The organism is Hydrogenovibrio thermophilus (assembly GCF_004028275.1).
GTDB lineage: Bacteria > Pseudomonadota > Gammaproteobacteria > Thiomicrospirales > Thiomicrospiraceae > Hydrogenovibrio > Hydrogenovibrio thermophilus.
In genome coordinates this window covers 2,420,652-2,442,718 of sequence record NZ_CP035033.1, presented here as the reverse complement: position 1 = coordinate 2,442,718, position 22,067 = coordinate 2,420,652, and the positions used below count along the sequence as shown (strand labels likewise).

Below are 22,067 nucleotides of genomic sequence, written 5' to 3'. Positions count from 1 at the left end.
GTTATTCGATATTTTGTACTTGTTCGCGAATCTGTTCAATCAATACTTTCAGTTCCACGCCGATTTGCGCGGTTCGGCTGTCGATGGACTTGGCGCCGAGCGTGTTGGCTTCGCGGTTGAGTTCTTGCATTAGGAAATCCAGTCGCCGTCCGATAAGCCCGGGTTCATGTCGTAATCGCTCGACTTCGTTCAAGTGGGTTTCCAGCCGATCCAATTCTTCGGCGACATCCATTTTCTGAGCCTGGATGGCGATTTCCTGATGAAAACGCCCTTCATCCAAGGTGTCGGTGTGTTCGGCGATGCGTTGTTTCAATTGGTCGGCGTAGTGCTGGCGGATGCCGGGCAACAGTTGGCGTGCCTGGGTGACGTGTTCACGCATCGCTTGCAGTTTTTCGTGGATGAATTGGCTCAGAGCCTCGCCTTCGCGCTGGCGAATCTGGTCGAATTCGCTCAAACCATTGTTGAGTGCGGCGAGAATGTCATCGGTGTGAACGCTGTTCTCCACATCGGTTTCCACCAGGCCTGGCCATTTCAGCAATTCCACCGGATTCACCTGAGTGGCTTCCGGCAAGGCGGTTTGAATCTGGTTGATGGCGTCGGTCAGTCCGGAAAGCAATGGCTGGTTGAGGCTGAAGTTTTGGGTGTTTTGCGTGGGGGATAGATGCAATTGCAGTTCCACTTTCCCGCGGGCCAGAAACGGTTTGATAGTTTCGCGAATCGCCGGTTCCAGTGCTTTGGCGGTGTCGGGCAGTTTGAGGTGCAGTTCCAGATAACGGTGGTTGACGGAACGCATTTCCCAGCGTAGCGCGCCCCAGTCGAATGACTGTGGATGGATGAAAAAGGCGGTCATGCTTTTCATAGGTATGTCCTTATGGCGGTGCATCGATTGTCGAACCCGGATTTTTTGACGGTTCAGGGAATCGGATTGGTATAATTGCCACCATTTTAAAGATTTATGAACCGTTTTGCAGGTGTCGATGGCGTTGGTCATCGATTCCGTTATGAAATGAAAGGAAGAGACTATGAGACCGAGTGGCAGACAAACCGATCAATTAAGAGCCGTGACCTTGACCAAGGACTTTACCAAACACGCAGAAGGGTCGGTATTGATCGAGTTCGGCGATACCAAAGTCATTTGCAATGCCACCGTGGAAGAAAAGGTGCCGCCGTTTTTGAAAGGCCAGAGCCAGGGTTGGATTACCGCGGAATACGGTATGTTGCCGCGCTCGACCGATAGCCGCATGCGTCGTGAAGCCAATGCCGGTAAACAAGGCGGCCGCACGGTGGAGATTCAGCGTTTGATTGGCCGTTCCTTACGCGCCGGTGTGGACATGAAAAAACTGGGCGAAAGAACCATTGTGGTGGATTGCGATGTGATTCAGGCCGACGGCGGCACGCGCACCGCCTCCATTACCGGCGGTTTTGCGGCTCTGGCCCTGGCGGTGGAACGTTTGATCGCCAAAGGCGTTTTGACGGAAAGCCCGATTTTGCATCACGTCGGTTCGGTGTCGGTGGGCATTTATCAGGGCACGCCGGTGCTGGACTTGGATTATGCGGAAGACTCCAATGCCGAAACCGATATGAATTTGGTGATGGCCGAGGACGGCCGTTTTATCGAAGTACAAGGCACGGCGGAAGCGGAACCTTACTCGCTGGAGGAAATGAATGCGATGATTGCCTTGGGGCAAAAAGGCATTCAGGAACTGATCGGTTTGCAGAAAAACATGTTGGCAGGGGCTTGAGATGACGATGCCGCGTGAACTGGTGCTGGCGACCGGCAACGCCGGTAAGCTGGCGGAAATGCGCGAACTCCTGGCGCCGTTGGGGTGTCAGGTACGTGCGCAATCCGAATTCTTCGCCGAAGAAGCGGTGGAAGACGGTTTGAGCTTTATCGAAAACGCCATTATCAAAGCCCGCTTCGCCAGCGCGAAAACCGGCTTGCCCGCCATCGCCGACGACTCCGGGTTGGAAGTGGAGGCCTTGCAAGGGCGGCCGGGCATTTATTCGGCGCGTTATGCGGAAGGGTATCACGGTCATCCGGCCTCCGATGCCTTGAATAACCAGAAACTGCTGGACGAAATGGCCGATGTGGAAAATCGCCAGGCCTGCTATTACTGTGCCATGGTGTTTGTGCGCCACAGCGAAGACCCGGTGCCCGTCATCGGGTTGGGGCAATGGTGCGGCGAGGTGCTGACCGAACCGCGCGGTGAAGGCGGCTTCGGTTATGACCCGTTGATTTGGATGGACGCCCACGAGTGCGCCGTGGCAGAGCTGCCGAAAGCGGTTAAAAATCAGGTCAGCCACCGTGCGCAAGCCGTGCAGGCTTTGGTGAAACAGCTGAAAACGTTATAACCAAGTGTTGGTTGATGGCCTGAAAACGGCCAGGCCTGGCGGTTTTGCAGATTTCGCACGTGGTCAGTGTGAAGCGGTTCAGATTGGTTTATCTTTGCAAATTTCCCTGCTAAGATTGCAAGCATTAAGCATAACGACGCATTAACCGCGTTTTAAATAATAAAAACAATCGATTATAAAAATAATTCCAATAACCCTTAAGGCACTCTCGACCCATGAAAAAGGTCTCGTTTCACGACATCGTCCAACACGAACGTTTCAACACCAAAGTCATCACCTACAATGAACTGACCCATTCGCCGGAAGCGGCGTATCAGAAATTCCAAATCAAACCGGTTGATGCCTATCGTTTATTGCGGCCTTATCTGCAATCCAAAGTCTTTGAACAGCTGAAAGCGGTCATGCCTTTGACGATTTATCTGGCGTTGTTTCAGATATTGATTTTGCGGCAGCCGGTTGCCGATGCGTCCATTATTCTCGGCGGCATGTTGGCGGTGATTTTCGGACTGATGTTTTTTATGGAGGGCCTGCGCCTCGGGTTAATGCCATTCGGGGAGGTAATCGGTAATAAGCTACCGCAGAAATCGACCTTGCCGGTGGTGCTGTTGATCGCTTTTCTGCTCGGTATCGGGGTGACGTTCGCGGAACCGGCCATCGGCGCTTTGAAAGCCGCCGGAGCCAATGTCGACCCGAAAAGCGCGCCCTATCTGTATGCTTTATTGAACCATTGGCCGGGCATGCTGGTTTTGGTGGTCGGCGGCGGTGTGGGATTGGCGGCCGTGCTGGGCACTTTGCGGTTCATTTATGATTGGAGTCTGAAACCGCTGATTTTCTTGACGGTGATTCCGACCTTGTTGATTACCCTTTACAGTATGCAGCACCCCGAACTGGTGCATCTGATTGGACTGGCGTGGGACAGTGGAGCGGTGACCACCGGGCCGGTCACGGTGCCGTTGGTGTTGGCGCTGGGCATCGGCATTGCCTCGGCGGCGGGGAGCGGCAATCAATCGTTGTCCGGCTTCGGTATTGTAACCTTGGCGTCCTTGTTCCCGATTATGGGGGTGCAATTATTGGCGCTTTACATCCATAGCACGGTATCGGTGGCGGAAATCGAAGCCTTGAGCCATTTCATGAATAAAGCTCCGGTTTTTTGGTATGAAACCACGCCTTATGTGGAGATCATCGCCGGGATTCGCGCCATCGTGCCGCTGGTATTATTTCTGGGATTGGTGCTGGTGTTCTTGTTGCGGGATCGTTTGCAAAACGCTCAGGTGGTGATGCTTGGGTTGGCGTTTTCGGTGGTGGGGATGATTATTTTCAATCTGGGGCTGACCTATGGGTTGGCGAAACTCGGCGGTCAGGCCGGTGAAATGATTCCCGGCGCGTTTACCGGTATTGAATCCATTAAAGAATCGCCACTGTACTGGTTCAGTATGGGCATTGCCATTACGGTATTGTTTGCGTTTGCGCTCGGCTTTGGGGCGACTTTGGCGGAACCGGCCTTGAATGCCTTGGGCATGACGGTGGAGCGCCTGACCAACGGGGCTTTCAAAAAACAAACCTTGATGATGGCGGTGTCGCTCGGCGTCGGTATCGGTATCGCGGTCGGGGTGTCGAAAATCATTTTCGACTGGTCACTGGCCTGGTTGTTGATTCCGGCTTACCTGTTTGCGTTGGTGCTGACGGTGTTGTCGTCGGAAGAGTTTGTGAACGTCGCCTGGGACAGTGCCGGGGTGACCACCGGGCCGGTCACGGTGCCACTGGTTCTGGCAATGGGGTTGGGGCTGGGTCAGGCCGTCGGTGTGGTGGAGGGATTCGGCATTCTGTCGATGGCCTCCATTGGGCCGATCATCACCGTATTATTGACCGGGTTGTGGATTAAATTACGTTGCATGCGCCAGGAAAAGGCTGCGCTGAAAACCGCCATGGACGCTAAGGAGTCGTAAGATGAAATTACAGAAAGAAATGACGATTTTGACCGATGTGTCGCTGATTACCTGCATGGTGCCGCGCGGCAAGGGCGATGCCATTGTGGCGGCGGCCAGGGCGGCCGGGGCGCAGGGCGCGTCCATTCATTACGGCCGGGGCGCCGGGGTGCGTGAACGCTTGGGGCTGTTGAGTATCACCGTGGAGGCGGAAAAGGAAGTTATCCAAATCATGGTGTCCAAACAGCAGGAAGAGGAAGTCTTTGCCGAGATGTTCATCGCCGGTCAGTTGGACACGCCGGGCATGGGCATTATGTTTGTCACGCCGTTGGAAAAAGCCGCCGCTTACATTCCGCCGAACATCATCGAACGCATTGAGAAAGAGCGCGCTTTGAAAACCGCCGCGACCACCATCGCCATGCCTGAGCAATAAGTGGAGACGGAATTGTGTTGAATCAAGACCATTGCCTGCAGGCCAAATCCATTGTATGCGTACTGTCGCGTGGACACTCCAAAGCCATTTTGGATGACCTGTATCAAAGAGACCACATTCTGGCGACGGAGTATGTGTCGATCCGTAACCAGCATTCGCTGTTGTCGGAAAAAGACTGGCAGGAAATGGACATGTTGCGCGTCATTGTGGCGCCGCAATACGCCGACGAAGTGTTTGAACACCTGTATCATTTATCGGCGGTCGACAGTACCGAGGGCGCGTATATGTATCAACATAATGTGCCTTGGGTAACGCACTTCGAGTTACCGAAACTGCCGGAAGAGGGCGTGCACCTGAAAGATTTGGAGCACCCCGAGAAGTGGCCGGAAGGCTTTGACGAGGCGCGCATTGAGGCCTTGAAAAAGCTGGCCAGTGATTGAGCGGAATCGAATCAGTTAAAGGCGTCGGCGGGCAAGCCGGCGGCGATGAAATCGGCTTTGGCGGCTTCCTGCATCGGCCAAGGGCCACAAAGATAGACGCGGGCATCGCTCAAATCCGGGAAGTCCTTCAAGACTTGGTGGTGCACCAGTTTTTCCGGCGCGCTTTCATCCACTTGTCCAGACAAAACCGTCGTGTAACCCAATGACGGATGACGTTCGGCCAGCGCTTTCATTTCCGCGTCACGGTAAAGATCCGCTTGGATTTGAGCGCCCCAATAAAATTCAATCGGTCGGTCATGACCGCGTTCCAGCAAGCTTTCCAATAACGCAAACATCGGCGCAAAACCGGTGCCGCCGGCCACGAAGATGGTGCGTTGTTTTTTGGCGAGCGCCTCCGGCGTATCCAAACGATATTGGTCGTTCGGCCCTTGAATGTATAGGGTCACACCGGTATCAAGGCCGAACAAGTCCTGCATCCACTCGGAGTTGTCCTGATTGCGAATGTGCAGTTCAATCAAACCGTCGTCTTTCGGTGCGGACGCGATGGAAAAGGGCTTGAGTTCCGTCGGGGTCAAGCCGAGCATGACGTATTGCCCGCTTTGATAATCGAAAGCTTTGGACGGTTTGAGTTTCATCAGCAGCGTGGTGTCGTTCAGCAAGTGCTTTTCGACGAGAGTCATGGGCTGCATTTCGGTATTCGGCATGATGGTTCCTAAAGTTTTCTGTTAAGCGCGTGTCGTGGCATTAAAACTGAAAGTCGGTCCAGACCGGCGCGTGGTCGGACGGCTTTTCCATGGCGCGGATGTCGTAAGCCACGCCGCTGTCGGTGGCTTTCGCCGCCAACGGTTTGGTCGCCAATAAGGTGTCGATGCGCAGTCCGCGTTTCGGATCGTCGGCAAACCCTTTGGAGCGATAATCAAACCAGCTGAAGATACGATCTTCGTCCGGGTGGATTTGACGGAAAGTGTCTTTCAGGCCCCAGTTGATGAGCGTGCCCCACCATTCGCGTTCTTCCGGCAGGAAGCTGGTTTTGCCGTCACGCAACCAGCGCTTACGGTTGGGTTCGCCGATGCCGATGTCTTTGTCTTCCGGCGAGATATTGAAATCGCCCATTACGATGAGGTTCTGCTCCGGTGAACACTTTTCGTTCAGGTACTGCATCAAATCCTGATAAAACGCTTCTTTGGCCGGAAATTTCGTTGGATGGCTGCGGTTTTCGCCTTGCGGGAAGTAACCGTTGATGACGCGGACTTCATTTCCGTCGGCATCGACAAAGTCGCCGATGATCATGCGTTTTTGGGCGTCGTCGCCATCGTGGTCCCAACCGAATTGGCTGTCTTTCAACGTCAGGTTGTTCTTGAAAAGCAAGGCCACACCGTAATGGGTTTTTTGCCCCATGAAGATGGCTTGGTAGCCCATGGCTTCGATGTCTTTAATCGGGAACTCATGGTCCTGAACCTTGGTTTCCTGCAACCCGATGATGTCGGGCGCGTATTGGTCGGTTAAAGCTTGCAGTTGGTGAAGGCGCATGCGCACGCTGTTGACATTAAAAGAAACGATTTTCATAGAATTCCGGCCCGCTCAGGGTAAGGTTTAGCAAAATAGTAATAAATAAAATTAATGGTACAAAAGTATAACAGAAAGGGAATCAAACCCCCATACCCAAGCCTTCAATCGAGGTGAAAAATCGTCAGTCGTAAAACGCCCAGGCCTGGCCGATTTGAGAATAGTTTCTGTTTTCGTGCCGTCGGGCGGCGCTTCTGCTAAAATACCTTTTCTTTTTAACCAGTTAACGAATTAAGAGAGCGTCAAACGAATGAGTCGTGTGTTTCGTTTAATCATTTCCTGTCCGGATCAGGTCGGCATCGTCGCCACCGTGGCCGGGTTTATCGCCGACGAAGGCGGTTCCATTGTGGAAGCCAATCACCATACCGATGCCATGAACAAGTGGTTTTTTATGCGCCACGAGATTCTGGCGGGGTCGTTGAACGACGATTTGGAAGGCTTCAAAACGAAATTCGCCGCCATTGCGGAACGCTTTCAAATGGATTGGCAGGTCACCGATTCGGCCCAGCCAAAACGCATCGCACTGTTCGCGTCCAAAGAATCGCACTGTTTGGCGGACTTATTGTACCGCTGGCACGAAGGCGATTTGCCGGGTGAAGTCGCCTGCGTTATCGCCAATCACGACGACTTGCGCCGCATGGTGGAATGGTATGACATTCCGTTCCATCATGTGCCGGTGACGCCGGACACCAAACCGGAAGCCTTCGCGAAATCGCAGGAACTGGTGGCGCGGTACGATGCCGATGTCATTGTGTTGGCGCGGTATATGCAGATTCTGCCGCCGCAAATGTGTGTGGATTACGCCGGAAAAGTGATCAATATCCACCACAGCTTTCTGCCGTCCTTTGTCGGGGCTAAGCCGTATCATCAAGCCTACGAGCGCGGCGTGAAATTGATTGGCGCAACCTGCCATTACGTGACCGAAGAGCTCGATGCGGGGCCGATTATCGAACAGGACGTGATTCGCGTCAGCCACTCCCACAGCATCGACGATATGCGCCGTCTTGGCCGGGATGTCGAAAAAACCGTGTTGTCCCGCGGTTTACGTTATCACCTGGAAGACCGGGTTTTGATTCACGGCAACAAAACGGTGGTGTTCAGCGCCTGATGCGGGATTCATCCCGCCCTTGTCTTTTTTCGATGCTTCAATCAGTTCAATGAGAAGTTGACCGGCACCGTCAGGTGCCATTGGTTACGTTCGATTTCCTTATAGAAGGGTTTGAAACGCATTCCCATTTTGTCTTTAATGATGCCAACAGCCGCGTCGTTTAAAACGGTGCGACGATCGCCGTCGACAATCTGAAGCTGTTTGATGTCGCCATTACGATAGAGCACGAACTTCAGCACCACTTCGCCTTCCCAGTGACGACGTTTGGCACGTCGCGGATAACTGTCCTGCGCCAGTTGCGCCAGGGTGCGACTCAGTTCGGAAAGATAGCGGTCTTCGGCATCGGCGATTTGCGAGGCGCTGTAAGTCGGAGGCGCGGGCTGTTCGGTAATGGTTTTTTCCACCGGTTGCGGTTCAACCACTTTCGGCGTTGCGGCTTTCGCCACTTTTTTCACCGGCTGAGTCGGTGCTTTTTTGGCCGTTTGTTTCGGTTTTTCGACCGGCTTTTTAACGACCTTCGGAACCTCTTTTTTGACCACTTTTTTAGGTTCCGGCTTTGGTTGCTTGGCTGGTTTGGGCTTGGCAATCGGCTCCGGCTTCGGAATTTCCGCAATGGGTTCCGGTTCGGTTACGGTTTCTTCTACCGGCTCGGCAGGCTTAGGCTTCGGTGGTTCAACGGCCTTAACCGGCTTGACCGGTGTTGGCGTCTGATACATGCTGATGTTGATTGGCACTTCGCGGACGTTCGGCGTTTTTTCGCTGTAGGTCAGGCTGTCGAATTGCCAGACGGCGGCGAGGATGGCCGAGCTGTATAGAAACAGAGTCAGCACAAAGGCTTTGAGCGATGTATGGGTACGTTTTGGCATTTTGGCCTCCTATTCGCTCTGCGCTTTTTCGGTTAAAAACGTCAGATTGGTCAGGTTATGGGCTTTCAGGGCGTCCACCAATTGAATGAATCGTCCGAATTCCGCTTTGTCGTCCACTTTAATGACCAGCGGGGTTTTCGGGTTCAGCGGCTTCAAAACGGTCGGCAACGCCGGGTATTGGGTCGGTTTTTCATCCATAAACAATTGGCCGTCGGCATCAATGGCGAAATTCACCACTTTCTCTTTCGGTGGCACGTATTCGGTGGTGCTTTCGGTTTCCGGCAGTTTGATGTCCAGCGAATCCTGCACGATGAAGCTGGCGGAGGTCAGCACCACGGCCAGCAACACCAGCATGACGTCAATCAGCGGAATGACATTGATGTCGTCGAAACGTTTCATCCGCGCGCGGCTCCGGCTTGGTTCAACGCTTCGTAAGCACGGTATTCGGCTTGGCAGACCTCGACGCGGCGCATCAGCAGGTTGTAGGCAATGATGCTTGGAATCGCCAAGGCGATACCGCCGGCGGTGGCTTTCAGTGCCAGCGCCAATCCGACCATAATGTCGCCGGTGTTCATGGTGCCGGACATGCCCAGCTCGTAAAACGTCACCAAAATGCCCAATACGGTGCCCAGCAGACCGACATAAGGCGCGTTGGCACCGACGGTGGAAATCATCGTCAGGTTACGGGTCAGGTCGACCGTCAGTAAATCGATATGGTTGTAGGTGGTGACATCGACTTTTCGGTAAGCGAGCAGGCGTTCCAGCGTGAACCAGGTGGCGATGAACGCCATCAGTCCCAAGAGGCTGAAAACCGTAATGTCGAGATAGAGTTTTAAAATGTCCATATCAATTCAGTGTCCAAATCTGGCCGAAAGCGTCTATGCCGTCTGGCCGGTTTATTGATGGGCGCTTATCGGAAAATGCAGCAGACGAAATTAAGCGCTTAAGTTAATATTAATGATAATGATTATTGTATTCAAATAAATTATTAGAGCAACCCTTATATGCCGGATTCGCATGAAATTTATCAATCAGGTGAGATAAAAAGGCTTGAAGATGCCTTGAAGCGGGCGAGAAAAAAGATGACTAAATCGGTGCCAGTTGTTGGGCTAACCAGTTTTTGAAGTGGGCTTCCAGCGCTTTGCGGTGCGGAAAAGGTGATGCGGCAACGACATCCGACCAGGCCTGATGCTGGACGACTTTGCGAAGCCAAAGTGCCAAGGTATCGGAATCTTCCAGTTGGGTGAGTTGGCCCAGCGTCCATTGGCGCAAGGCGAAAGCGACGCTTTCAAAGGGTTGGTCTTGCAGGTAACCGTTTGGAAAATGGCTCGGCAGGGCAGGCGGTTGACCACGGAGAATCGCCAGAGCCAAATCGCTTTCCAGGTGCTGGAAGGGCTGAGTCAGGTTCCAGGCGAATTCGGATTGGAATTGTTGTTGGGCTTGTTGGGTCAGTCGTGCCGCCTTTTCCGTCAGCGGATAACACAAGGCGGCGGAATGTTGGCCGCTGGCCTGGTCGCGCTTCAAGCCGAGATGTAATGGCTGAAAATCCAGCGAGGTCCAGAAACGAATCAATCCGGCGTCGGCGCTGAAACTGACGGACAGGGTGTCGGCTTCGGTTTGGTTGGCTTCGATAAAGTGCGCTGTCAACTGGCGCCCTAGCCCGAGACGCTGTACGGAAGGCCAGACCGCCAAACGCTGAATGCGCCAGCCGTTTAATGACAACCAGTCCGGATGATGGGTATGACGTTTTAACAGTTGCGGGAACAGGTGGCCTTGAAAGCGGCGGCCGGGTTCATTCGGCAAGCCGCCTTCGCCCACCGCAAACAGCACGGCGACGATTTGCCCCTGCGCTCGGGCCACCCAGAGTTGTTGATTGGGAATTTCCAATAACTGCATCAAGTCGTTGGGGCGAGTTTGGTAATGGGCTTGGGTCAGCAGTTGGAACAGGCGTTGCAGGTCGGCACGGTTGTCTGGTTGGGCCAGTTCGGCCGGGTGGTCGATGCGTTCGATTTGCACCTGACGAATCAGGGTTGGATCGGTGATGTCTTTTTCCGGAGCGGTGTCCAGCAAAAACAGTTGGTTCAGCGTGTTTTCCAGCGGGTCTTTGTCCGCCCAGCGAATCGGCGTGGTCAGGGTGTGGCGTTTCCAGCCCGGATAATGGGCATCAAGATGTTCGGTCAACTTCAGGCGGAAGCCTCGCCCTGAGCCTTCGTACCCGTGTTCGGTGCTGGCCAGAACCGTTCTGGAATGACTTTTCAGCAGCGCAAACAGCATTGGTAGTGGCAAATGGGCGGCTTCGTCCACCAGCAAGAGTTCGGTGTCGGCCGGTGCGCGGATTAAGTCATCCGGCGCGCGGAACCGAATTTCCGCGACGTCCTGGTCGATGTCGAAAATTACCAGGCCTGGACGTTTTTCCCGTAACACGAAACCGGAGAGCGCCAACTGCGGGAGCGCATTTTCAATCGTATCGAAGGCTGTTTGCACCTGTGGCAAGCGCGCGGCGGAAAGGGTGAGGCGGCGCTTCCCGGCTTGCAATAACGCGACGCAGGCCAGTCCGAGTGTGGTTGATTTTCCACGCCCCCGGTCAGCGGTGAGCAGTAACGGACGTTTGCGATGCCCGAAGGCCACATGTTGAATGGCGTGTAAGGCCTCGGCCTGGTCGGCGGTCGGTTGGGTGACGTCGCGGTTTAACGGCGGTGTTGAGGGGGCCGACGGTAAGTGATGCAAATTTGGCCAGGCCGGGTCGATTTGGTTTTCTTCCAACCACAGCGCGTGTCGGTGGAGCTGATGCCACAGGTGTGCCTGGAACCCTTTCAAACTGTCTTCCGGGGTGAGCGGGTAGTTCAAAAACGCCGCCAAAGCGGGATTGGGATGATTCAGAAAATCTGCTTTCGGCGGCAGACAGATCAAGCACAAACCGCCGGCGCGAATCAAGCCGCCGACAATGCCGAGGGCATCCGCTTCCAAACCGGCTTCGGCGTCGAACAGCGCGAAGTCGGTTTCCTGTCCGAGTAGGTGGCGGAGTTGTTTGGGGTTTTGAGGCGTCGCTTGCGGGTGCGGACTGGTTTCGCCAATAAACAGGCCTTGCCAGTTGGGTCGAATCAATCGTTTTAACCAGGCCTGGTGCCAGTCGGCTGAACCGCAAAGCACTAAGCAGGCACGGTGGCGCTGTTGTTCCAGCTGTGTGCATAAGTCATCGGCCCAAATTTGAGCCGGGTTGCTTGGTGCATTGGAAGAAGTCATACCGGCATTTTAACGGAAATCATTACGGACGTCTGCTTTAGATATGGGGGCATTTAGACGTTAGGAGTCCACTTCAAATCGGATTTGAATATCGCCCGGCTGATAGCGCAGGTTAAATGCCCCGCCGAATGGGGCGGACTTCAAGGTCACTTGTAATGTTTCGCCGTCCACAAAGCGAGCCTGGGCGTTGATGCCGGGCGGAATCTGGCGTTGCAGGCGAATGTCGTCCGGGTTGTGACAAGACTTGGGCGGGAAGTAGAGGGTGAGCGTCTGACCTTCACGGATGCTAAGCGTTTGGCTGCGGCGGATTTCCACCAGGCCTGGCTGTTTTTCGGTAAAGAAGTTCCAACGCATGGTTTTGGTGGTGTGATTTTCCCGATACTGGATTTCCGCCTGATAACGGCTGTTCCAGTTCAAACGTTGTTGCGGGAAAAATGCGATCCACTGGTCTTTATTCGGCGCCGGAGCGTCCTCCTGTCGGTTTGGGTCGTTGCGGTTGCCGAAAATGGCGGCGGCTTCCACCGGATGGGATTCTCCGTCGATGAGTTCATGAAGTTGGAAACTGTCGGCATCGAATTGGATGCGACCGACAAAAATGGGGTTGATTTGCACGTGCACTGGATAACCGCTGACATTGCACTCCGGTAACGGGTCGGGGCTTTCTTCATAAAACACCGGTGGCACCGTGGCGCCGGATTTGGGCCAGGCCACCAGTTTGGGGTTGGTTTTGGCGACGGCACTCATCGCGCGGGCGACATCGCGTTTCGGGATGGGGGCGCCGGACGGGCAGAGTTGGGTGAACGCTAAGGCGCCCGGTTTGGGGGCTGGCGGTTGCTCGCACAGCGTTTCCAAGGTTTTATTGCCCAGCAGTCCGACTAGTGCGGATTTGACCTGGCCTTCGCCGTTACCCGCCACGCCGATGCCGATTTGGTCCTGAGTCATGTTCAGCAGTCCGAGTCGGTGATAGATGGCGGACATCAGGTCGTCCACCATCGGGTAGGGGCTGGCGTGATTGTAGGCGATGACTTCTGCGACCGGGCTTTGGTATCCGGCGGCGTTGGCGCGCAACTGCGGTGTTTCACCCGTGAAACCGGCCAGGCCTGGCTGTTCCGGGTGCGCCTGAATATTGTTCAATGTGGAATAATTGGCGTGATGACGGGCCGCCTCGGCCAGTTTGGCATTGCCGCTGAGCGGGTTGAGCTGCAAGGATTGACGAATGCGGTTGAGGTATCGCAAGGCTTCCGCTTCCTGCGCTTGCGCCATTTGCGGTGTGACCGGGCGAATGGCGGGCGTTTTCTGGTAGTTTTTTTGCAGTGTCGGAATGTCGGAAAGGTCTTTGGGCGGGGTCATGATACGCTCTAAGCCGACGGTGAAAAACCACACGACGAACAAGCCGACCAGCAAATAAATCAGAAGCCGTAAAACCATGAGTCCCCCGTTAGAACCAATCCGTCAGCGGTTTGGGTTTGCCGAGGAAATAGCCTTGGCCGTAGGTGACGCCGATGTCGGTCAGCGCCCGGACATCCTGCTCGGTCTCAACGTATTCGGCCACGGTTTTTTGGTGGCGTAACGCGCTGATTTCCTGAATGTAGCGAATGACGGCGTGGTCGGTCGGGTCGGAATGCATGTCTTTGACGAAACTGCCGTCGATTTTCACCACATCGAACGGCAGGCTTTTGAGGTATTCGAATGACGACATGCCGGTGCCGAAGTCGTCCAGTGCCAGACCGATGCCTTGCGATTTGCAGTATTCAATGAAGGTGACGGCCTGGTTGAAGTTATCCACCGCCGCGGTTTCGGTGACTTCCAGTTCCAATTTGTGCCAAGGGAAATCACGGGTTTGGATCAGGTGCTTGAGGTTGGACTGGAAGTCCGGATGATTGAGGCTGGAACCGGACAGGTTGACGTGTACGAGACCGAGTTTGTCCAAATGCGCCGGTTGTTGCATCACCGTGTCGACGTAGGTGTTGAGAACGAAGATATCGACTTCGGTCATCAGTTGGTAGCGCTCGGCGGTGGGGAGGAAATTATCCGGTGCAATCAAACGACCTTGATCGTCGTGCATCCGCAGCAGCACTTCGTAACCGAGTTGCGAGGTTTGGGTTTGTAACGGTTTGATGGCCTGGGCGTAGAGTTCGAAACGGGCCGTCCCGGGGCTGGGGTGTGAGCCGGAGTGAGCCTTGAGGGCATCCTTTATCCAACCGGCGACCTGAACCTGATGTTGATGGTTTTCGGTGTAACCTTCGTCGGGCTGATACAGATGCAGTTGGTTGCGGCCGCGTGATTTGGCTTCGGCAAAGGCTGAATCGGTGGCTTTGACCAGTTCGTCGAGTGTGAAGTCGTGCGCCCGGAAACATACTACGCCGAAGGTGGCGGACACCGAATAGGCCGAACCTTCCCAGGTAAAGCGGTAGTCGGCCAGCAACTGCCGTAAATTTTCCGCTTGCTTCAATCCGGTCTCGGCCTCGGTGTCCGGCAACAAAACGTAGAAATCATCGCCGCCGAGGCGAGCCATCACCGCTTTGTCAGGCAATTGTTCCTGACAACTGTGTGCCAGCATTTTCAGCAGTTCGTCACCGGCGCGGTAACCGGCTGCGTCATTGATGAGTTTGAAACGGTCGAGGTCGAAACACAGCAGCAGGTGTGGCTTGTCGCTTTCTTGGGTGAGGGCTTGGCGCAAACGATTTTCGATGTAAAAGCGGTTGTATAGGCCGGTCAGGGCGTCGTGTTCGGATTGGAAACGGATTTGTCGGGTGGTGGTTTCGATGCGTTCGATCATGTGGTTATAGCCGTCGAACAGGTCGCCGACTTCGTTCTGGGCCTCGGTTTCAACCCGTTTGAAACGGTTGTTGGCGACATCACTGCGTTTCATCGCCTCCACCAACACCGTAAACGGCTGGTTGTAGCTTCGGCTGATCCACCAGGCCAGAATCATCGCCAGCAACAACTCAATCGGCAGCGCCATCACCAAAAAAATCAGGTGTTGTCGAAACTGGGTGGCGAAGGATTCAATGTCGACGATAAAGGTCACCGAGCCGTATTGCTGTTGCCCATCGGTGAGAGGGTAACGAACATACAGGTCTTCACCTGAAAAACGCGGCTTGTTGGTGCTTTTCTGCACCAGGTCGTTGTAGTGTTCGTCACTGTGCTGATAGTTGAAAATGACCTCATCGGCGGTGCTTAAAACCAGAACGCGGTCGATTTTCGGGAAGCCTTGCAAACGTCGCTTGAGGTTGGCGAAGAGGGCGGCGTCCTGATGGGTGATGCCGTTGATCAAGTCATGGTCGAGGGCGTTTTTCACGGTTTGGGTGAGTTCGATGGCGAGGGATTTGCGTTCTTCAATGTCGAGCCAGAAAGCCACGGCAAGCGAACTGAGCGCCACCGTGACGGTGACGGCAATCATCAAAGTCATCAATTGCAGTTGAATGCTGAGTTTACGCCACATAATCGAAAACGTCCGTTTTTTGAAATCGGCCCAACCAATATTACCACAGTGTGTGCCGGCAACCGTTGGCTAAGGTGTCAATATAGAAGGTTGCGCCATAAAATTCAAATACTTAAAGTAAGGTTATTGATTGGTATCGGGCTTTTATCGGGTTTCCCCTAATGGTTTGTGGGCGGCCGAGCGGTATAATTTGATCAAAACCCGAGTCGATATAACCCTGGGATGGGAAAGAGGTGGATAAGGATGCGATGGATGCCATACTGGATAGTGCCGTGTTTACTGGTGCTGAGCGGGCCGTCAAGCTGGGCGGCCGAAGCGGCGGGCACAGTGTTGGAGGCACGTGCGGAAACCGGATTGGAAGGCGAGCTGGAGTCGTTGGTGTTCGAAGCGGAACAACCGCGAGCTAATGTGTTGTGGGTGCCGTCCGAACATGGCGTGTTGCCGCAGGAACGTCGTCTGGCGGAACGCTTGGCCGATAAAGGGTTGACCGTCACCTTGCCGAATCTGTTCGAAAGCTTTTTCCTGCCCGCCACCACCAGCAGTTTGGAGCGCATTCCGCCGTCCGTCATCGCCGAGGAAATCCAGCGTCTGAAAGCGCAAGGGCTGCCGCTGATTGTTATCAGCGCCAATCAGGGCGCGGCGTTGGCAGTGAAAGCACTGGTCGAGGCGATGCAAACGCCGCAATCGGATATCGCGGTGGTTTTGCTTAATCCGAATCTGTATGTCGAAACGCCGCAAGCCGGGCAAAAGGCGCATTATTGGCCGTCGGTGTCGCGGTTGGATGCGCCGGTGTATGTGATTCAGGCGGAACTGTCCCCTTGGCGTTGGCATTTACCGGAATTGCAAGAAACCTTGGGAGCGAGCGGCTCGGACGTGTTTCTACGGCTCATGCCGGAGGTGCGCGACCGTTATTATTTCCGCCCCGATGCTTTGGCGGTGGAAAACGCGCAAGCGAAGACCTTGTTGCAGGATGTGCTGTCGGCGATCCACACGTTGATTCCTTATATGGACGCGACGCGTCAAACGGCTTCTGAATCCAACCAAACAGTCGAAACCGATAAAACGACCAGGTCTGACGTTGCGGCAAAACCGGGTTCGGTGGGGTTGCAACCCTACACCGGGCCGCAAAACCGTCCGTTGCAATTGGTGGATATGGCAGGCACGACGCACAACCTGAAAGACTATCGCGGGCAGGTGCTGCTGTTGAATTTCTGGGCCAGTTGGTGCCCGCCTTGTGTGCATGAAATTCCATCCATGACCCGCTTGAAAACTGCTTTAAAAGGCCAGCCGTTTGAAATTCTCGCCGCCAATCTGGCGGAGGAAAAACCGCAAATCGAGTCGTTTCTGACCGATCATCCGGTGAACTTTCCCATTCTGCTGGACCCGAAAGGTTCCGCCGTGCAGGCCTGGCGAGTTTTTGCCTATCCGAGCACCTACGTCATCGACAAAAAAGGAACCATTCGCTATGCCTTGTTTGGCGGGCACGAATGGGACGATCCGGCCACGCTTCAACAAATCGAGGCCTTAATTCGAGAAAAATAGTGCCCGCCAGTGTAAAATCCATGGAATGCAATTTTTCATGGATGTAACACGAGGCCGTATTAGGATGAGACGAAAGGTTATAAAACAGTCTGCTGCAGGCTGGTTGGCGATGGTTTTATTAGCCGGGTTATGGGTATCGCCCATGACGGCTTGGGCCGATGCCTGGGCGTTGAATCCGGCCGAGGACTTCCAACAATTGGCCAAGCAAGCCAAACAGGATAAACAGCCCATCGCCATTTATTTCAACCGGGTGCGTTGCGGCGCGTGCGAAAAGCTGAAGGACGCCGCCATTTTGCCGATGATTGAAAACGGCTTGCTGGACGGTTACGTGCATATGGTGGAAATCCGTGTCGATGCCAAGGACGAAACCATTCGCGATTTTTACGGCGAGCCGGTCGATAATGCCTTTTTCCAAGAACTCTATAATGTCACCACCTTCCCGACCATTGTCTTTGTCGATGCCGACGGCAGTGAAATCGGCAAACGCATGGTCAATTCCGGGGCTTATGATTACGTGCCTTATTATCTGACAGAACGCATTAATCAAGCGTTAGAAGAGATGGGCAACGATAAGCGGATGGAGTGACGCGATGATTGCCAAGTGGCTCGAACATTTCCGCGTTCGGCGGATTCTCAAACGTTTCCCGATTCCGCATGAGACTTGGCATCATTTGATGACGGCCGACCCGTTGTTTCACGGTTTGAGTGCGGTGGAAAAAGCGCGGTTGCGGGAAATGGCAACGGTGTTTTTGCATCGGAAATATTTCAAAGGCGCGCAAGGGCAGGTGGTGACGTCGGAAATGGGCGCGGCCATTTCCGCTCAGGCGGCGCTCTTGGTGTTGAATTTGGGGTTGGACACCTTGGATGGCTGCAATGACATCATCGTTTATCCGAGCGCCTTTCGCGTCCGGCGCGAAGCGCACGACGAACTCGGTTTGGTGCGGCAGGAGGATAACGTTCTGGCGGGGGAGTCCTGGTCGTACGACGGGCCGGTGGTCTTGGCTTGGGATGAAGCCGAAGCGGAATTGTCGGAAAACCACCCCGGCCACAATGTGGTGTTGCATGAGTTCGCGCACAAACTGGATATGTTGAACGGCAAAGCCAATGGCATGCCGCCACTGCATGCGGAGATGAACCGCGCGGTTTGGACGCAAGCTTTTAGTCAGGCGTTCGAGCATTTGCAGGCGCAATTGGCGCATTACCACAACCCGGACATCAATTCTTATGCCGCCACGTCTCCGGCGGAATTTTTCGCCGTCACGACCGAGTATTTCTTCACCGCCCCGAAACGGCTCAAACAGCATTTTCCCGGCGTATACGAGCAACTCAAACAGTATTATCGTCAAGATACACTTCACCGGGCACAGTCCGCCGATTCCGGTTTTTGACCAGGCCTGGGCCTTTTTCGAATTGCGCAATTTCGGTCAGGATGTCGGGTCGAGGCACGGACATAATAGAGGCCGTCAAGAAGAGGGAATTGTTAAGTGAGCCGTGCATCTTATTTTCAGCGTATGAACCGAGTTTGTGATTACATCGAGCAGCATCTCGATGACGATTTATCCTTAGCGGTGTTGTGCGACGTGGCGCACTTTTCAAAATTCCATTTCCATCGGCAGTTTTCGCAGGCCATGGGCATTAATGTTTTCCGGTTTATCCAGTTAATGCGCATGAAGCGGGCGTCGTATCAGTTGGCGTTTTATCCACAGTTTCGCGTGTTGGATGTGGCGTTACAGGCCGGATTTGAAAGTTCGGAAGCCTTTTCACGGGCGTTTAAGAAAACGTTCGGGCAGACGCCGTCGCAGTTTCGAAAGCAGCCGAATTGGGTTTCTTGGCATCAACAATATCCAGAAACGTCAAGAAAAGGAAACCAAACGATGCAAACGAAAACCGTGGAAATCATCGATTTCCCCAAAACATTGATTGCGGTGAAAGAGCACCGCGCGTCGCATGAGCAATTGAATGAGTCGATTGCGAGCTTTATCGAATGGCGCAAACAGACAAGCCACTCGCCGGTGGACACCAGCGACAGCTTCGGCATTTTATACGATGACCCGGCCGCGGTGGCACCGGAGGATTTCCGGTTCGATATCTGCGGCTCGGTCAAAGCGCCGATTCCGGACAACCCTCAGGGCGTGATGAATAAAGAACTTCCGGCGGGGCGTTGTGCGCATCTGGTGCATTACGGCTCGCACGATGCCATGGACACCAGCGTGTATTTTCTATATCGCGACTGGTTGCCGGAGAGTGGTGAAAGCTTGCGGGATTTTCCGTGTTTTGTCCGTTATCGAAACCTGTTTCCGGAAGTGGACGAGCATGAACTGGTGACGGATATTTATTTACCGTTGCAGTAAGCATTGTTCACTTTGGAAACAAAAACGCCCGGATGAACCGGGCGTTTTTAGTTGGAACGGAAAGAGAAAGTGTTTAGAAATCTTCCCATTCATCGGCGCTTGGCGGTGGAGGCGGCGTAATGGATTTCGCCGTTTCCGTTGGCTTGTCGGCCGGTTTTTCCGCCTGAGCCGGTTTGGCTGGGGCCTCCGTTTTGGGGGCCGCAGGCTTTGGCGCTTCCAGTGTCGGCTTCGGAGCCGATAGCGCGGCCGGTTTATTGGCCTTTGGTTGACCGGCCGTATTGGTTTTGAAGAAGGCCATATTGTGACTCAAATCGGTGGCCTGTTCGCTCATGCTTTCGGCTGCGGCGGACGTTTCTTCCACCAAGGCGGCGTTTTGCTGCGTGGTGGCGTCGATTTCACCGATGGCTTTATGCACTTGTTCCACACCTTGCGCTTGCTCGGTCGAGGCTTGTGCAATCTGGTTAATCATCAACGACATTTCATTGATCATCTGGGTGATGTTGCCGATGACTTCACCGGATTCGCCAGCCAAATGCGTGCCTTCGTCGATGCGTTGTACGCTTTCGGTAATCAGGCTGTTGATTTCCTTGGCGGCGTCGGCCGATTTCTGGGCCAGCGCACGCACTTCCCCGGCCACGACAGCGAAACCGCGCCCGTGATCACCGGCTCGGGCCGCTTCCACCGCGGCGTTCAACGCGAGCAGGTTGGTTTGGAAGGCGATGCTGTCAATCAGGGTGACAATCTCGGAAATCTTGTGACTGGATTCCTGAATGGTGTTCATGGCGGTGATGGTCTGTTGCATCACTTTGGACGCCTGTTCGGATTCGGTCTGCACTTTTTGCGCTACCGACGCGGCTTGTTGCGAGTTGTCGGTATTGTTCTGAACCGCCGAGTTCATTTCGTCCATGGTGGCCGAGGTTTGCTCGATGGCGGCGGCTTGTTCCTGTACGCGAGAACTCAAATCCAACGCGCCTTTGGCGACTTCTTCCGACGCAGTGTTGACCACTTGCGACGTGATGATGGCTTGGGAAACGATGTCCGACAACTTTCGTAACGATTGGTTGACGGCGTTTTTCAGGCGCATCAAATCGCCCTGGTATTCGGCGTCGATGGTTTGCGTCAGGTCGCCTTCACTTTGTGCGACGACGACACGAGTAATGTCCGAAACCGCTTCGTCCAGCGTGGAGAGGGATTCATTAATACGTTGCTTCAAGCTGTCCAAGTCGCCGCTGGCGTTTACCTGCACGCGGTGTTGGAATTCCCCTTGGCGCATGTGTTCCATCACGGCATTGATGTCGGTGATGATGCTGTTGGTTTCGGACATGGCTTGCTGGGCGTTGTCCATCATTTTACGGTATTCGCCTTCACCCTGGTTGGAGAGCGAAACATCAAAGCGGCCGTCGCGCATGGCTTGCATGACGCCCGACAGTTCGTTCATCACTTGGTCGATGATATCGACACTTTCATTGATGCCCGTTTGCAGGGTTTCCAGGTCGCCTTTGTAATCGCCGTTGAGACGTTTGGAGAAATCGCCTTTGGCGATGGCGCCGACGGTTTGGTTGGCTTGGGTCAAGGCTTGCGAGACCTGTTCCAGAAGCTGGTTGATGGCGTCGCCGGTACGACCGACTTCATCCTGGCTGTTGACCGGCGCGCGTAACGCGAAGTCGCCGCTTTCAATGATTTGTCCGGTGACTTTTTGAACGCGTTTCAGTGGGTTGATGACCATGCGTGTAACGGTAATGATCAGGGCAATTGTCAGCGCAAGAACGCCCAAAATGACGCCCGCCAAAGACATCCAGGCGGTATTCATGGCTGTATTGATTGGCCCGGTGTATTCGGTTTTTGGTAGAACGAACAGGTGGCGGCCCATCACGTTGCCCGACTCGTCCAGCGCCGGAATGTCGATCACAACCTTGTCCTGAGTGGTGTAAAGGCGGCGAGTTTTGCCTTCAGTCGGCTGAAAGCTGTCCTTCACCAAAGCAACCGTATCGGCATCGAACCAGCGGTTGCTGGCAAGCAGATAATGGTCGGTGATGGTTTCGTTCTTTTCGATGATTGGCATATTGCCGTATTTCTCGTCAATGTAACGTTTATCCACCAGTAGCACCCATTCGCCGCCTTGGTTGGCGCGGAAATCTTTGGCGACCGAAGCCATGCCCTGTACCAGTGTGGTGTAACCCAGAACCGAGTCATCTTCAAAAATCGGTGACACCGCAATAACACCAATGCCACGCGCGCCGACACCCAGCGCACCATAGGCTTTTTTCTCTTTCATGACTTTCTGGATCAGCGGGTTATTGGAGACGTTTTGACCGTAATTCTCCAAATCCCAGGAACGAATGAGCGAGCGGCCATCGTAGGTAATCAGCTGGGTGGCGATATTCTTGAAGCCGGTCTTGCGGGCAAATCCGGCTTTGATATTGGCGAAAAAGGGTTTCAGCGCATCGCGGTCTTCCACGGCGAGGGATTGGATGACGTTGTTTTGCAGGGAAATCATGGTGGCACCGATAATGCCGCCTTTGACTTTCAAATCGACCTGCGCATCAATGTAGGCGGTCATTTCTTTGAAAATGCGTTTTTCGACTTGTGCAGGCACCGGCTTGACCGTTGTCAGATACATGGTCAGGCCGACTAAAAATGCAATGATGATACCGACCAGCGTCGAAATTCCAATGACTTTGGCCTTGAGTGAACGGCTGAAATCAAACATGATATGGCTCCCCCGAAAACGTCCGATGTTTCTTGTTATGTACTGCGTGCGCTGAGTATTTTAATTTTATTTTAACCTTAAGTTTA

At 54.1% G+C, this 22,067-nt stretch carries 20 protein-coding genes; 10 read left to right on the top strand and 10 right to left on the bottom strand.

The features are described from left to right. Position 1: 1 nt before the first annotated feature. Positions 2–859, bottom strand: a complete 858-nt coding sequence (locus EPV75_RS11385) for a YicC/YloC family endoribonuclease (RefSeq protein ID WP_128385475.1) — start codon at positions 857–859, stop codon at positions 2–4. Positions 860–1,022: 163 nt separating this feature from the next. Between EPV75_RS11385 and rph the strand changes: the two genes are divergently transcribed. The 5 genes from rph to EPV75_RS11360 all read left to right on the top strand — a co-directional run bounded on the left by rph (position 1,023) and on the right by EPV75_RS11360 (position 5,150). Next, positions 1,023–1,742: a ribonuclease PH gene (rph, locus tag EPV75_RS11380; RefSeq protein WP_128385474.1), complete on the top strand. Its 720-nt coding sequence runs from the start codon at positions 1,023–1,025 to the stop codon at positions 1,740–1,742. A 7-nt stretch (positions 1,743–1,749) separates the two neighbouring features. After that, positions 1,750–2,352, top strand: coding sequence for an RdgB/HAM1 family non-canonical purine NTP pyrophosphatase (gene rdgB, locus EPV75_RS11375; protein ID WP_128385698.1), 603 nt, complete (start codon positions 1,750–1,752; stop codon positions 2,350–2,352). 215 nt (positions 2,353–2,567) lie between these two features. Next, entirely contained in the window at positions 2,568–4,298 is a 1,731-nt protein-coding gene (locus EPV75_RS11370) for a DUF1538 domain-containing protein (RefSeq protein WP_128385473.1), read from the top strand. A gap of 1 nt (position 4,299) precedes the next feature. Continuing rightward, complete coding sequence (locus EPV75_RS11365) at positions 4,300–4,710, top strand: P-II family nitrogen regulator (RefSeq protein WP_051673452.1); 411 nt, start codon at positions 4,300–4,302, stop codon at positions 4,708–4,710. Between the two features lie 14 nt (positions 4,711–4,724). Further along, positions 4,725–5,150, top strand: coding sequence for a hypothetical protein (locus tag EPV75_RS11360; protein WP_051673451.1), 426 nt, complete (start codon positions 4,725–4,727; stop codon positions 5,148–5,150). 11 nt (positions 5,151–5,161) lie between these two features. Here EPV75_RS11360 and EPV75_RS11355 read toward each other — a convergent pair whose 3' ends face one another. Beyond that, a complete protein-coding gene (locus EPV75_RS11355) occupies positions 5,162–5,854 on the bottom strand; it encodes an FAD-binding oxidoreductase (protein WP_128385472.1) in 693 nt (230 codons plus the stop codon). A gap of 40 nt (positions 5,855–5,894) precedes the next feature. Then, positions 5,895–6,716: an exodeoxyribonuclease III gene (gene xthA, locus EPV75_RS11350; protein WP_128385471.1), complete on the bottom strand. Its 822-nt coding sequence runs from the start codon at positions 6,714–6,716 to the stop codon at positions 5,895–5,897. Between the two features lie 250 nt (positions 6,717–6,966). Here xthA and purU point away from each other — a divergent pair, with 250 nt between their 5' ends. Then, a complete protein-coding gene (purU, locus tag EPV75_RS11345) occupies positions 6,967–7,824 on the top strand; it encodes a formyltetrahydrofolate deformylase (protein ID WP_128385470.1) in 858 nt (285 codons plus the stop codon). Between the two features lie 41 nt (positions 7,825–7,865). Here purU and EPV75_RS11340 read toward each other — a convergent pair whose 3' ends face one another. The 6 genes from EPV75_RS11340 to EPV75_RS11315 all read right to left on the bottom strand — a co-directional run bounded on the left by EPV75_RS11340 (position 7,866) and on the right by EPV75_RS11315 (position 15,378). Next, positions 7,866–8,690 carry an energy transducer TonB gene (locus EPV75_RS11340; RefSeq protein ID WP_128385469.1) on the bottom strand — a complete coding sequence of 275 codons (825 nt, stop codon included), beginning with the start codon at positions 8,688–8,690 and terminating at the stop codon, positions 7,866–7,868. Positions 8,691–8,699: 9 nt separating this feature from the next. Then, a complete protein-coding gene (locus tag EPV75_RS11335) occupies positions 8,700–9,089 on the bottom strand; it encodes an ExbD/TolR family protein (protein WP_029939019.1) in 390 nt (129 codons plus the stop codon). After that, entirely contained in the window at positions 9,086–9,535 is a 450-nt protein-coding gene (exbB, locus tag EPV75_RS11330; RefSeq protein WP_128385468.1) for a TonB-system energizer ExbB, read from the bottom strand. The genes EPV75_RS11335 and exbB overlap by 4 nt, the downstream gene beginning before the upstream one ends. 241 nt (positions 9,536–9,776) lie before the next feature. Next, positions 9,777–11,933 carry a GNAT family N-acetyltransferase gene (locus EPV75_RS11325; protein ID WP_128385467.1) on the bottom strand — a complete coding sequence of 719 codons (2,157 nt, stop codon included), beginning with the start codon at positions 11,931–11,933 and terminating at the stop codon, positions 9,777–9,779. A gap of 60 nt (positions 11,934–11,993) precedes the next feature. After that, complete coding sequence (locus EPV75_RS11320) at positions 11,994–13,361, bottom strand: CAP domain-containing protein (protein WP_128385466.1); 1,368 nt, start codon at positions 13,359–13,361, stop codon at positions 11,994–11,996. A 10-nt stretch (positions 13,362–13,371) separates the two neighbouring features. Next, positions 13,372–15,378, bottom strand: coding sequence for a putative bifunctional diguanylate cyclase/phosphodiesterase (locus EPV75_RS11315; protein WP_029939015.1), 2,007 nt, complete (start codon positions 15,376–15,378; stop codon positions 13,372–13,374). Positions 15,379–15,630: 252 nt separating this feature from the next. Here EPV75_RS11315 and EPV75_RS11310 point away from each other — a divergent pair, with 252 nt between their 5' ends. From EPV75_RS11310 to EPV75_RS11295, 4 genes are all read left to right on the top strand, one after another. Further along, the gene (locus EPV75_RS11310) at positions 15,631–16,920 is read left to right on the top strand and encodes a TlpA disulfide reductase family protein (protein ID WP_192893993.1); all 1,290 of its coding nucleotides are present in this window, start codon (positions 15,631–15,633) and stop codon (positions 16,918–16,920) included. Between the two features lie 109 nt (positions 16,921–17,029). Further along, the gene (locus EPV75_RS11305; protein WP_192893992.1) at positions 17,030–17,506 is read left to right on the top strand and encodes a thioredoxin family protein; all 477 of its coding nucleotides are present in this window, start codon (positions 17,030–17,032) and stop codon (positions 17,504–17,506) included. A gap of 4 nt (positions 17,507–17,510) precedes the next feature. After that, on the top strand, positions 17,511–18,308 hold the full coding sequence (locus EPV75_RS11300) for a M90 family metallopeptidase (RefSeq protein WP_128385463.1): 798 nt from the start codon (positions 17,511–17,513) through the stop codon (positions 18,306–18,308). Positions 18,309–18,404: 96 nt separating this feature from the next. Then, on the top strand, positions 18,405–19,271 hold the full coding sequence (locus tag EPV75_RS11295; protein WP_225972332.1) for an AraC family transcriptional regulator: 867 nt from the start codon (positions 18,405–18,407) through the stop codon (positions 19,269–19,271). Positions 19,272–19,344: 73 nt separating this feature from the next. On the opposite strand, the gene EPV75_RS11290 is transcribed toward EPV75_RS11295, so the two are convergent. Continuing rightward, positions 19,345–21,981 carry a methyl-accepting chemotaxis protein gene (locus tag EPV75_RS11290; protein WP_128385462.1) on the bottom strand — a complete coding sequence of 879 codons (2,637 nt, stop codon included), beginning with the start codon at positions 21,979–21,981 and terminating at the stop codon, positions 19,345–19,347. Between the last annotated feature and the right edge of the window lie 86 nt (positions 21,982–22,067).